Below are 13,185 nucleotides of genomic sequence, written 5' to 3' on the forward strand. Positions count from 1 at the left end.
TGAGTATGATAGGCTAAAGTTAAAAACCCATAGCTATGGATAAAATCTACAAGTGGCACACACAAAAAGGCGGTGTTAGCAATTAGTAGAGCTCCACACCGCCCAACAAATGCCCATAACAACGCGGTTTTAAAGGTATGCAAGAGCTCTAGCGGTGAAAAACACTACTAGAAAGCCCCTAAAATAGGCACTTTCATAAGATGATCAAGAGCTCTTGTACGCAAAGCTACTACTAAAACCACCGCTCCCGCGCAAGTCAAAGTTAAGGCCAAGAAAGGAAAAGGGCTACTTAAATGGGGCTTAAATAGGGGTTTAAGTATTATAGTCTTAAGCTTAGATAACTTGAGTATGATAGGCTAAAGTTAAAAAGTAGTAAGCGTGTGGCGTGCTAGAAAAATCTCAAGAAAATAACGCTAGCGGCGGTAACAAGTGCGCTAAATAGGCGGTATTACAAAGATAACAGAGCCCACCACACCCAAAAGTCCCTAGAGTGGCGCACTAGCAACACATAGAGCTCTATATAAGAGTTTAAGTGGGCAAGAGTGCTAAAGCGGGCGGTGTTATAGAATGTAGTAGAGATCGCCACACCTAAACCGCTCTTACAAACCTACAAAATCGCATAAAATCTTATAAAATTCTATAAAGTGTATAGACTAAGGGCATGCAATTTTTGTTGTATTACTGTTTCCACCATGCTGGTTACTAACTGGTTTTTTGTGAGATCAGCTAATAGAGTCGTCATGTCCGCTAGGCTAATTTGGCAGGAGCTCTGTTTATTAGCCCTTTGGTATATCTAGTTAACTCCACCATCTGCCTTTTTTGCCACAAGAAAGGTTTGCACTGCTAGCTAAAAGTATTACTGCTAAATTCAAACTTTTAGAAACAATAGTATTCCACCTACAATCTGAATTTTAGACTCTTGGCAAACTTTTTGTAGGCCCTGTACTAGCCCTTTTATTGCTAGCAAACCAAAGTTCTCTGGGAGTTGTAATTCCATTACCACCTAAACCTTTAAATCTGCCCAGTTACTAGCTATGCTAGCATGGCATTCTAATGGTACGCGTAAGGGGTAGATATTCTCCATAAGGGTTTTAATTTCTTGTTGCAACTCTCTAGCCTCCATCTCCCTTACCTCTAAAATCAGCTCGTCATGCACCTGTACTAGCATTTTAATATCTGTGCGACTTTCATATTTTTGATAAATTGCTAACATGGCTAATTTAACTAAATCGCTAGCACTTCCCTGAAAAAGGGTATTAACTCCCTCGCGTAGATAATCAGCATGTAGTTTAGGGCTAGCTTGCTTAAAAGAGAAACGGCGCACATGCCCTAAAAGCGTAGTAACCTGCCCTTCTTGTAAAATACGCGCTTTCAGCTCCTCTAAAAAATTTTTAATCGTGGGGAACTTATTAAAATAACACTCCATGTAAGCCCTAGCCTCCTCTTGGCTAATTTGCAGGGTTTGGGCTAATTTTCTAGCCCCCATGCCATAAATTAAGCCAAAATTAATTGCCTTTGCAATAGGGCGCTTAGCCTGAGCCTGATTGCCAAAAAGCGCGGTAGCGGTGTTAAGATGGATATCTTCTTTTTGCTCAAAGGCTTTTAAGAGGGCTTGATCCTCACTAAAATGTGCTAAAAGCCTTAATTCAATCTGGGAATAATCTACCCCAATTAAAACACAGCCAGCAGAGGCAATAAAACCCCGGGCTATTTTTCTGCCTAAATCATGGCGCATAGGGATATTTTGCAAATTAGGGTTAGCAGAACTCAGTCTTGAGGAGGCGGTTTTATTTTGGTAAAAAATGGTGTGGATTTTTCCCTGAATATGGCGTTTTAAAAGGGGTTCTACATAGGTGGATTGGAGTTTGAATATTTCGCGGTAGTGTAAAAGTTTAGTGAGTAATACACCTACACAAACCCCCCGCACTTCTGATTGCGCATAAATTGCCTGCAAAGCTTTTAAACTTGCCTCGTTGGTAGAAAGCCCTATTTTGCCTTTTTTAATCCCCTTGCTTTCAAGCCCTAAATGTTCATAAAGCACTTGTGCCCACTGCCTAGAGGAATTGACATTAATTGGCATAGAAAGCATGTTTTGCATGCTTTGTTTTAAATTTTCTAAATTCTCTTTAAATTCTTGTTGCAAAGCCTTAAAATAGGCAATATCTAGCAAAAATCCATGCCCCTGCATTGTATAGAGCAATTCTAAAAGTGGGTATTCAAGCTTGTAAGCAACTTGATACAATTCTTGACTTAAATTTTTTTTATAGTATTTGTAGGCTTTTAAGATTAAACGCGCATTGATAGAGGCTTTAAAAAGCGCCTCTGACTCCTCTAAACCGGCTAAATCATAACCCTGCTCTCCTAAATACTGCCCTAAGGCGTGCAAAGAAGGTTCTAAATAGCAATTTTCTAGCCAAGCTAAAATCCCAATATCTTCATAGCAACTTGGAAAGGGAATATCATAACTTTTAAGCAAGCTCCAGACCTCTTTAAGATTATAGGCGATGAGTTTATGCTGGCTTAATAGGTGCAGACATTCTTTACTCTCTTGGTTTAAAACAATGCAAAAAAATTCCCCCTCTTGATCTAAGGCATTGAATAAGAGTACAGCTAACCCCAGCCCCTCTTTAAGCTCTAAAATCTGAATCACACTCCCCTGAGCGCTGCTAATTTTTTCTAAGGCTTCTTGTGGGGGGCAGAGATCTATTTTTTGTGGGGTTAAAGGTTTGACTTTGGGGGTTATTTGTTTGAGTAAGCCAAACATTTCATAGCGCTTTAACTCTGCTTCTATCTTTAAAAGCGGATGGTTTTCAGGAAAAAGCCCCTTTGTGCTTAAATCTTGATTCATAAAAAGCGAGGTTTTAAGAGTGGCCAACTCACGGCTTAAAAAGGCTTGGTTGTAATCTCTTCTGAGTGCCTCTATTAGTTTAGGCGAAAGTTTAAGGCTATCTAAATTGGCATAGAGGGCTTCAAGGTTAGCATACTTGGCTAAAAGTTTACTAGCATTTTTAGGGCCTATGCCCTCTACGCCCTTATACCCATCGCTACTATCGCCCACCAAACCCTGATAATCTCTAAACTGGTAGGGTTCAATGCCATATTTTTGCATGCATTCTGTAACGCCGCTTTCCTTACGGCTACTTAAATCACAAAGCACCACTTGAGAATCTACTAGTTGGTAAAAATCCTTATCAAAACTTATAATCCGCACAAAATGATCTTTAAAGGCATAACAAAGGCTAGCAATCACATCATCGCTTTCATACCCCTCCACACTCAGCGCACACAAACCCATTTGTTCTATCCACTCTAAGATAATAGGCAGTTGGGCATGCAGATGAGGCGGGGCGATGCGATTAGCCTTATAAGCAGGATCAAGGCTTTTTCTATGATTACTCTTACTTTCTAAAGCAAAGATGAGTCTATCTGCCTTAAAGCTATAAAGTTGGTGGATGATTTTAGCAAAGGCGCTTAACCACGCTGTGTTGATACCTTTTGAGGTTTGCAAATCAGCCAAGGGATAGTAAAACTTAAAGAGCAACCCAAAGGTATCTACTAAGTGCAGGGTTTTCATGTATTTAGGCAATGGGTGAAGAGATAGCGGTGATCTTCAGGCAGGGCTTCATAGAGTTTAAAAGCAAGTTTGCGGATTTCCCAAAGGGCTTTAGAATCGGTGCGTAAACTCAAGAAATTTTGTAAACTCCTTGCATTGATACTAAAGGCTAGGCTGGTTTTATAACTCTCTGGCATGGCAAATTTAGCATGATCGTTTTTAATATGCTGAGTAAGTAAGAGGCGCAAATTTTCTAAAGCATGGATACTAGCTAAATCCACCGCCTCTACCCCTGTAAAAACTAGGAATTTTTGGGCCCGTTTTAAATTTTGCTCTGGAGGTAAAAAACTAGCCTCGTCTTTGAGTTCTTTAAGAGTGTAGCGGCTAGATTTAACCGAGAAACTAGCCATGCGGTGGCGGGCAAGTTCTTGTAAACAGGCGCGGCTAATGCCTTGTATATCAAAATTATAAAAGAGATGTTCAAGGGTGGAATTGTGGCGGTATTTATTAGCTACGCGATCGATAAGCTCTAAATCCTTGCGCCCACCCCCATCGCTGTAGGCAAAACTTTGATAACAGGTACGGATAGCTTCATAACAACAACTTAGCGGAGTGGCGTGTTTTAAGTGTACTTGCATGGACCTTCTTAATGAGTTGGAGGGATTAAAGGGCTAAAACCCAAGTATTTAGGCGTATAGATTGTATTTGTATAAATAATTTGTTGATTCTCCATAGGTTCTTTAAAATAACGCTCTAAATTAGGATTTAAACGCAACAACATGTGTTCTAAAGAATCAACACTAGCATAACTCACCCAGTCATATTCTAAATCAGCATTCAAAAGGGTAGCTGTTTGGCTCAAATAAGGGCTTGTTTTACTAATAGCACTTGTAATATAAAGATGTTTGCGATCTTTGGGCTGGGTGAGCATGAACATGGAGAGATTAAAATTAATCTGAGAGGAGAGATACATTAAAGGCCGATCTCTACTAGCTAACATGCCAATTTGGGAGAGTAAAAGCCCTGTTTTGACAATGGAGGTATTAAAAAACACAACGGCATCTTTGAAATATTTACGCTGGTGTACTAATTCACGCCCAAAGGTGCTGGCTTTTTTAAAAGTGATTGTATCTTCATACAAAACATTAGCCCCTAAATCTTTTAAACTCTTACTAAGCATCGCCCCCCTAAAGCTATCATCGTCATAAACCACTAGGGGTTTGTGCTGGCTTAATTCTAAAAGCATATCTACTTGAGAGGGGAAATTAATCCCGCCAAAGATAAGCATGGAGGGTAAATCCATGCGCTTTTCTAATTGGTGTTTGTTGACGGTGGGAATGATTGTAGGTAAAGTTAGAGGCGTTTTAGCCACTAGGTTTTGTACCCCTTCTTGGGTTAAAAGAGCGATCACGAAAGGAAAGCCCTCTTGCACGATGCTTTGATAAGTTTGTTTGAGATTATCTGGATCTTCTTGTTGGCTATCAAAAACCTTAAAGGTAAAATCATGGTTTTTAAGGGCTAAATAAGCCAAAATGGCATTCGTAGAAAGATCAGAATAACTCCCGATGACTTTTTTAGGCACTAAAAGAGCAACTTTATAAGATTGCTCTTGATTTTGTGCGTTTTCTTGTTGGGGTTGGCTAGTGGCTAGTTTGGGATTGAGCCAGTCGTTGATAATGGCATAATTATCCTGTAATTGGTGATCTTTAATCTCTGTAGAATAGCGCGCTAGAAAAGAAAAAACCTGTCCCTTAGCATAAAGTTCTTTTAGACAATCTTCACTACATGGCTTTAAAGCCACCACAACCTGCCTAGCAGGTGGCAGAGGAGAAAGCAGGCGGGGGCGCACTTTAGCAGAGCCAAAAGAGCTAAGAATAGCTAGAGCTATAATTCCCCTAAAATAATTAATCCTTATGCTTTTTAAAGACATGGGGGCTTACCATGTTAGCTGGTTGGAAGATCTCATCAAGTTGTTCTTGTGTTAAAAGTTTGCGCTCTAAGACAATTTCATGTACAGCTTTGCCGGTTTCAAGGGCTTCTTTAGCAATGGAGGCAGACTTTTCATACCCAATATGGGGATTAAGGGCGGTAACAATACCAATGCTATTAAACACATAATCATGGCAGACTTTTTCATTAGCGCTAATGCCTAAAATACATTTATCTACCAAAGTGTGAATCGCGCGATCGAGCATTAAAAACGAATGGAAGAGTTTATAGGCGATGATAGGTTCAAAGACATTTAGTTGGAGTTGTCCGCCTTCAGCTGCCATTGTAATAGAAAGATCATTGCCAATGACTGAAAAGCAAACTTGATTCACCACTTCTGGGATAACGGGGTTAACTTTACCGGGCATAATAGAGCTACCAGGTTGCATTCTAGGTAAATTAATTTCATTAAGCCCAGCACGAGGACCTGAACTTAAAAGCCTAAGATCGTTACAAATTTTAGAGAGTTTGACAGAAACCCGTTTAAGCGCCCCGCTCACTTGTACATAAGCCCCCGTACTTTGGCTAGCTTCAATCAAATCGTGGGCAATAGTAAAGGGTCTACCTGTAACTTCTTGGATTTTTTTCTCTACGATGCGTTTATAGTCTGGGTGGGAGTTAATGCCTGTGCCAATAGCCGTTCCTCCAAGATTAAGTACCCGTGTCCAATTGCGCGCATCTAAAAGGTGCTGTATATCCTTTTCTACCATAGAAACAAAGGTTTCAAATTCTTGACCCAAAGTCATGGGCACGGCATCTTGAAGTTGTGTGCGCCCCATTTTCAAAATATGGGCAAATTCTTTGCTTTTTTTATCAAAGGCATCTTTGAGGACTTTAAGAGTTTGAACGAGCTTATCAAGCCGTTCATAGATTGCAATTTTAAGGGCTGAGGGGTAGGTGTCGTTTGTAGATTGGGAGCGATTAACATGATCATTTGGGTGGCAGTATTGGTATTCGCCCTTTTTATGCCCTAAAATCTCTAAAGCCAAATTAGTAACCACTTCATTCACATTCATATTTGTACTTGTGCCCGCTCCGCCTTGAATCATATCCACTACAAATTGATCGTGGTGCTCTCCTTGAATGATGCGATCACAGGCCTTACAAATGGCATCAGAAATTTTAATATCTACAAGTCCGAGTTCAGCGTTAGCCAAAGCCGCAGCTTTTTTTACTTGAGCATAAGAACGGATAAAAACAGGGTAGTTAAACAGCCTATCATGGGTGATGTTAAAATTCTCCACCGCGCGCATCGTCTGGATTCCATAGTACAGATCGTCTTCAATTTCCATCTCGCCGATAAAATCATGCTCTTTTCTAGTTGCCATTTTAAGATCTCCTTGTGGATAAGATAGTGTGGCATTCTACTAATTTAAAATTAATATTGGCACAAAGGAACAATTAAACATGTTATCATAATCCAAATTCCAAACTCTAATTTCTAAGGATCGCTATGAATCCAACCGACATACAAGGTCTAATGGTTGCTTTTGATCAAAGTAATATCAGCTATTTTAAACTCAAAATGGAGAATGTAGAACTCGTGTTAAATAAAGTTTCTACTAAAAAAGGGGCGGTTGTTTCTGATCATTTACCCATCCAAACCCCCACCGCTAGCGCCTGTTCTTTAAATAGTGTAGCAGGGGCAGCAAGTGTGAGCAGTAGTGCTAAAGAAAATACCAAAGAAGATTACATTCTCTCACCTATGGTAGGTACTTTTTATCACCGCCCCTCCCCTACGGCTAGTCCTTATGTACAAGTAGGCGATAGCATTAAAAAAGGGCAAATTATTGGTATTGTGGAGGCAATGAAGATCATGAATGAAATTGAAGCAGAATGTGATTGTAAAATCCTCTCTATTGAGGTAGAAGATGCGACAGCCGTAGAATATGGCACCCAGCTTGTTAAAATTGAAAAACTTTAAGATGAAAAATATAGAACGCATCCTCATAGCAAACAGAGGAGAAATCGCGCTAAGAGCTATCCAGACCATCGCACAAATGGGCAAACAATCCATCGCGATTTATTCTAGTGCAGATAAAGACGCCCATTATCTTAATGTTGCCGATGCTAAGGTTTGTATCGGGGGGCCAAAATCAGCACAAAGTTATTTAAATATCCCAGCCATTATTAGCGCTGCTGAACTCTTTGAAGCAGACGCGATTTTTCCGGGCTATGGGTTTTTAAGTGAAAACCAAAATTTTGTAGAAATTTGTTCACACCATGGCTTGGAGTTTATCGGCCCAAGTGCGCAGGTAATGGCCTTAATGGGGGATAAATCTAAAGCTAAAACTTGCATGCAAGAGGTGGGGGTGCCGGTGGTTGAGGGCTCTGAGGGCATTTTAAAAAGTTATGATCAGGCCTTAGAGGTGGCGCAGCGTATTGGCTTTCCTATCATTATCAAGGCAGCCAATGGGGGCGGGGGTAGGGGAATGCGTGTGGTGAGTGATCCAGCCTTACTTAAAAATCTTTATCTAGCCGCTGAAACAGAGGCTTTAAGTGCCTTTGGAGATGGGAGTGTGTATATTGAAAAATTTATCCAAAATCCTAAACACATTGAGGTACAAATTTTAGCCGACAAACATGGCAATGTGATTCATGTTGGTGAGCGGGATTGTTCAACCCAACGGCGGCAACAAAAACTCATTGAGGAAACCCCTGCTTTGGCGCTTAAAGAGGGGGTGAGAGAAAAATTACTCGCCACTGCCATTAAAGCAGCTAAGCATATTGGCTATGTGGGAGCGGGGACTTTTGAGTTTTTATTAGATGCCAATGGGGTAGATTTTTATTTTATGGAGATGAATACCCGTTTGCAGGTGGAACATACGGTAAGTGAAATGGTGAGTGGTTTAGATTTAGTAGAGTGGATGATAAAGATTGCACAGGGCGAAAAACTCCCCTCTCAAGAAAGCATTAAGTGTACTGGGCATGCTATTGAGTGCCGCATTACAGCTGAAGATCCTAAGACCTTTACACCTAGTGCGGGTAAAATCAATGCATGGATTTCTCCCGGAGGCATGGGGGTGCGTTTTGATACCCATGCCTATGCCGGCTATGTCGTACCGCCTTTTTATGATTCTATGATTGGTAAGCTTATCGTGCATGCACCTAGTAGAGATCAAGCCATTATTAAAATGAAGCGCGCGCTTAAAGAATTTCTTGTAGAGGGGATTAAAACCACGCGCGATTTTCACCTTGCTATGTTAGAAAATCCTGATTTTAGACGCAACCAAATCCATACCAAATATTTAGAAAGCCAAAAGGAGTAGCCAATGTATGCCTCTAAAGTAGAAAACCTTGCCCCCTCTAAGACCATTGCCATTAGCACCCTCGCCCAAGAACTCAAGGCACAGGGTAAAGATGTTTTGAGTTTTAGCGCTGGAGAGCCTGACTTTGATACGCCTAGCTCTATCAAAGAGGCCGCGATTAAGGCTATTGAACAGGGTTTTAGTAAATACACTGCTGTAAAGGGCATTCCAGAGTTGCTCAAAGCAATTTCAGATAAATTTAAACAAGAAAATAGCCTAGATTATGCACCCGATGAGGTGATGGTAAGCAATGGAGCTAAACAATGTTTGTTTAATGCGATTCAAGCCCTTTTAAACCCCGGTGATGAGGTGATCATCCCTGCGCCTTACTGGGTGAGTTATCCTGAAATTGTGAATTATAGCGGGGGCAAAAGTGTATTTTTACCCACTAGCTTAGAAAGTAATTTTAAGATCACCCCTGAGCAACTCAAAACCGCCCTCACACCTAAAACTAAAATGCTCATTCTCTCTAGCCCATCTAATCCTACGGGTATGATTTATAGCAAAGAGGAATTGCAGGCTTTGGCTAGCGTCTTAGAAAAAACTAATGTTTGGGTACTAAGCGATGAAATTTATGAAAAACTCGTTTATGAGGGGGCGTTTTATTCTTTTGGGGCTTTGCCTAACATGCTTGATCGCACCATTAGTATCAATGGATTAAGCAAAGCCTTTAGCATGACAGGTTGGCGTGTGGGGTATTTAGGCACAAAAGATAAAACTTTACTTAAACATATGGTAGCCCTGCAAAGCCATAGCACTTCTAACATTAACTCCATTACCCAAAGGGCTGCTCTAGCTGCTCTGCATGGGTGTGCACAGGTAGATATAGAAACCATGCGCCTAGCTTTTAAAGAAAGGCGCGATGTGGCTTTTGAAACTCTACGCCAAATCCCGGGTTTAACTATGATCAAACCACAGGGGGCTTTTTATCTGTGGATTAAAATTCCGGGGGATTCAACGCAATTTTGCCAACAACTGTTAGAGGAACAGGGGGTAGCATTTGTACCGGGTAGTGCCTTTGGCATGGAAGGGTTTGTGCGTATGTCTTATGCTTGCTCTTTAGAACAGATTAAACAGGGATTAGAAAGGCTTAAGGTGTTTATGCAAAAGAGATAACTCTTTGAACTGTTTAATTTACATTGAGCGCATGTTTAGACTGCTAGCTTACTAGGGCATTGTGGTCTAAAGTAAAACTAATATAACCCTTAAGACTTTTAATTGTCTATTTTTGTTTAACAAAACATGCTTTGAATATACTACAATGATTGTGTTTCTGATAAGGTGTGTTTGTGGCATCGGAAATAAAGAACTTTTATTACCAAATTGATACAATAGGTAAAGATGCAACGGAACGAATGAAGCGGTTTGAAAAAACCTTGCAGGATACTTTAAGCCCCTATAAAAATCATAATGTAATTGCACCAATTCTTAGCCAAGAGAATAGCCAAGAGGTTGTGGAGTATTTTTTACAGGCGTTTTTCTTAAATCGCGCAAATATTGCGCTCCAGTGTTTTTTCTCTAATTTGTCCCTAGAGGATAAGCTGGCTCAAGACATTGAGGATAAGGAGAAAAATATCACTCTGGGGGTGCGTATCCCTAATCACCCCACTTTTTCTAAGGTTCTACCTAAGGGAATGTCTTTGTTAGTACGGGGGTTTTTGCCCTATGGTGCGTCCTCTCCTATTTTTTATTCTAATGAAGTGAGTCTGACATCTAGTGATGCTAATGCGTATGAACAAGAATTAGAGGTGGCATGTATTAAAATTGAGAGTGGGAGGGGTCAGCGTGCTGTTAATAATCTTGTTAATTCAGCATGGATACAACAACTACCAAAATTTGGGATAGAAACATCTGAGAGATTAGCGGAATGGATGGACTATTTAAAGTTTGAGGAAGAATACATTGAGTTTCACACAAGGCAGAAATTTTTAGTATTTAACGAGGATTTTTACGAGAAACAGAGAAACAGAGAAACAGAGAAACAGAGAAACAGAGAAACAGAGAAACAGAGAAACAGAGCCAAAAATGCGTACTGGTAATTAAAGCTGATTCATACAGAAAGCAATTAGAGTATATCCGATCGTATCTTAGTTTTAGAGGGGCAGACTGTGAGATTGTGCCACGGGACGCGTCTTTACACCCTGTAGATTTTAAGCCTAACCCCGATTTTAAAAATAACAAAGATAAAAATAACAAAGATAAAAATAACAAAGATAAAAAGCCAGAAAGCTATAGATTTTTAGGTTATCACGAGGTTAGAAACCAAAACCTAGTTAAAAAATATGCTAAGTGGTTGCGGGGCTATCTATCTTTTCTATCGCAGAAAAAACACAAGAAGCAGCAAGTTGAAGATGCTGTTCTATCACAGCAAGCACGGCAAGTTGAAGTTGCTGATTATAAATTTCTTGAAATCCAAATAAAGCTAGAAGAAGAACAAAAATCAGAAGTACCTGGGGTTGGGTTTTGGGGAATGTCGGTGTTAGGCGAATTAGCCCAAATAAAGCGACAAAAGAGGGCATATCAAGACATTGTAAGCAATAAAAATTGTGCTAACCCCTATTTAGCAGATTTCTTATTTGATATTAGCCGCGCACGCCAGCCTCGAACTTTAAAGTCTATAGACACTTGGTTTAATACAGATTTGAATGAAAAGCAAAGATTAGCGGTACAAAAGATGCTAGGTGCTAGAGATATTGCACTAGTTCAGGGGCCCCCGGGCACAGGGAAAACCACAGTGATTGCAGAAGCTATTTTGCAATTTGTACAAAGAGGCCAGAGTGTGCTTTTATCTAGCCAATCCCATGAGGCAATTGATAATGCGCTAGAGCGCCTTCCTAATCATCTAAGCCTTAAGGTGATTCGTTTAAATAAAGACAAGAAACGAATCAAGGATAGCCCCTATGCTGAAGAAGATTCCCTTAGGCGCTATTATAGTGCTTCAAAAGACTATGCCCAAGAAATTCTAAACTCCCCTCAAGAAATGCAAAAGCAGGTAGATATTTTAGAGGAGTGGCTAAAAGGCGTGGGTTATATCCAAGAGCATTTAGAATCTACAGCTACTAAGCTTAACACCCTTAATACAGAAATATCAGAGAAAAAAGCCATAAGAGATCAAGAGTTACAGGCCTATGAAGTGGCCCTAGAGGCCTACAGAAAAGAGCTAGAATTAATAAAAGCATGGCAGTCTTTGCAAGAGTTTTTGTATGTGAGACGCTTAGATGTTATGGATATGGAAAGATTGCCTTCTAGTGTAGAAAATCTTGTAAAGCATTTATTGGTTTTACATGAAAGGTGTGCTTTGAAGCGGCCTTTTGATTCTTTTGACTTTGATCGCTCTAGTCATGAAAATAAAATCTATGTATTAAAATTTCTATATCAGAACCACCAACAACTTCTAAAATTCCAAGATCAGATTCAACAAGATATGTTGTTTTTGTCGCAGTTGCAAGCAGAAAATTTACAAGATACACAGGCTAAAGTCCAGATAGATCAGATCGAACAAGAACTTAAACAAATAGAGCAGGCAATGGAGGCCGGGGAAGATTTAAATCAAAGGTGGAGGGAATTGCGCAATCAAAGAGCAGAACTTAAAAATAAACACACTGCTTTAAACCACGAATGTTACGCAATATTTAAAGACCATGAAAATGTGTGTGCGCCTATTGAAAGTATCTTACAAGCTAGAAACTTGGCAAATTTGCTACAACAAAGGCTAAAACATCTTTCAGAGAGTAATTCTAAGATTCAAGACTGTATAAAAGCTGTGGTGCGGGAAATACAGACTAGGCACATTCCAGCAGAACCGCTATACAATGACTCACTCCAACAAGAAATCCAAGTTTTACAAGAGCAACAACAAGTCCAGCAAAAATTTAGAGAACAAAAGGAAAAACAAGCCACAGAATGCTTACAAAAACTCCAAGAACTCTTAAATCTTGAAAACTCTGAGCTTAATTTAGATGAGGCACAAAACAAGCTATAAAAGTCCAGCAAGAGATTAAAGATAAACTAAGAGAACATAGAGAAAAGTTTGGAAAACACCAAAGAATTTTTGAAAAATGGGTGCAGGTAGTAGGTGAAAGTTCTGTTGCAAGTGATTATAAGGAAATAGAAGACACTTTTAAACCTCGTTGTAATGTCGTGGCTATCACATCTAATAGTGGCAGCAAACAACTTGATAAACATTGGGGCTATTTTGATGTGGTGATCATTGATGAGGTGTCTAAATCCACCCCTTTAGAATTATTAATGCCTTTAATGCGGGCTAGAAAAGCAATTTTGATTGGAGATTACCGCCAGCTCCCGCCTACCTTTGGAGAGGATATACACTTATGA

Annotated in this window: 10 protein-coding genes; 6 read left to right on the forward strand and 4 right to left on the reverse strand. The window is 39.9% G+C overall.

Annotated elements, in window-relative coordinates; all coding sequences use genetic code 11:
• Positions 1-1,003: 1,003 nt before the first annotated feature.
• The 4 genes from polA to aspA are packed head-to-tail and all read right to left on the reverse strand — an operon-like array spanning position 1,004 to position 6,870.
• Positions 1,004-3,574 (reverse strand): DNA polymerase I, encoded by a 2,571-nt coding sequence (polA, locus tag G6Q06_RS06515; protein WP_163566101.1) that lies wholly within the window; start codon positions 3,572-3,574, stop codon positions 1,004-1,006.
• The gene (gene thyX, locus G6Q06_RS06520; protein WP_163533404.1) at positions 3,571-4,191 is read right to left on the reverse strand and encodes an FAD-dependent thymidylate synthase; all 621 of its coding nucleotides are present in this window, start codon (positions 4,189-4,191) and stop codon (positions 3,571-3,573) included. Before thyX ends, polA begins: the two co-directional genes overlap by 4 nt.
• An 8-nt stretch (positions 4,192-4,199) precedes the next feature.
• Positions 4,200-5,483, reverse strand: a complete 1,284-nt coding sequence (locus G6Q06_RS06525; RefSeq protein WP_240328688.1) for a transposase — start codon at positions 5,481-5,483, stop codon at positions 4,200-4,202.
• On the reverse strand, positions 5,458-6,870 hold the full coding sequence (gene aspA, locus G6Q06_RS06530; protein ID WP_163533405.1) for an aspartate ammonia-lyase: 1,413 nt from the start codon (positions 6,868-6,870) through the stop codon (positions 5,458-5,460). The genes G6Q06_RS06525 and aspA overlap by 26 nt, the downstream gene beginning before the upstream one ends.
• A gap of 125 nt (positions 6,871-6,995) precedes the next feature.
• On the opposite strand from aspA, the gene accB reads away from it, so the two are divergent.
• The 6 genes from accB (at position 6,996) to G6Q06_RS06560 (ending at position 13,185) form a co-directional block, all read left to right on the forward strand.
• Entirely contained in the window at positions 6,996-7,466 is a 471-nt protein-coding gene (accB, locus tag G6Q06_RS06535) for an acetyl-CoA carboxylase biotin carboxyl carrier protein (protein ID WP_163535362.1), read from the forward strand.
• Position 7,467: 1 nt separating this feature from the next.
• Positions 7,468-8,811 carry an acetyl-CoA carboxylase biotin carboxylase subunit gene (locus G6Q06_RS06540; RefSeq protein ID WP_163533407.1) on the forward strand — a complete coding sequence of 448 codons (1,344 nt, stop codon included), beginning with the start codon at positions 7,468-7,470 and terminating at the stop codon, positions 8,809-8,811.
• 3 nt (positions 8,812-8,814) lie between these two features.
• The gene (locus G6Q06_RS06545; RefSeq protein ID WP_163533408.1) at positions 8,815-9,966 is read left to right on the forward strand and encodes a pyridoxal phosphate-dependent aminotransferase; all 1,152 of its coding nucleotides are present in this window, start codon (positions 8,815-8,817) and stop codon (positions 9,964-9,966) included.
• A 173-nt stretch (positions 9,967-10,139) separates the two neighbouring features.
• A complete protein-coding gene (locus G6Q06_RS06550; protein WP_163566102.1) occupies positions 10,140-10,889 on the forward strand; it encodes a hypothetical protein in 750 nt (249 codons plus the stop codon).
• A 77-nt stretch (positions 10,890-10,966) separates the two neighbouring features.
• Complete coding sequence (locus tag G6Q06_RS06555; protein WP_163566103.1) at positions 10,967-12,832, forward strand: AAA domain-containing protein; 1,866 nt, start codon at positions 10,967-10,969, stop codon at positions 12,830-12,832.
• Positions 12,833-12,846: 14 nt separating this feature from the next.
• Positions 12,847-13,185, forward strand: a complete 339-nt coding sequence (locus tag G6Q06_RS06560; protein WP_275896961.1) for an AAA domain-containing protein — start codon at positions 12,847-12,849, stop codon at positions 13,183-13,185.

This window comes from Helicobacter suis, assembly GCF_902196135.1.
Classification (GTDB): Bacteria; Campylobacterota; Campylobacteria; order Campylobacterales; family Helicobacteraceae; genus Helicobacter; species Helicobacter suis_A.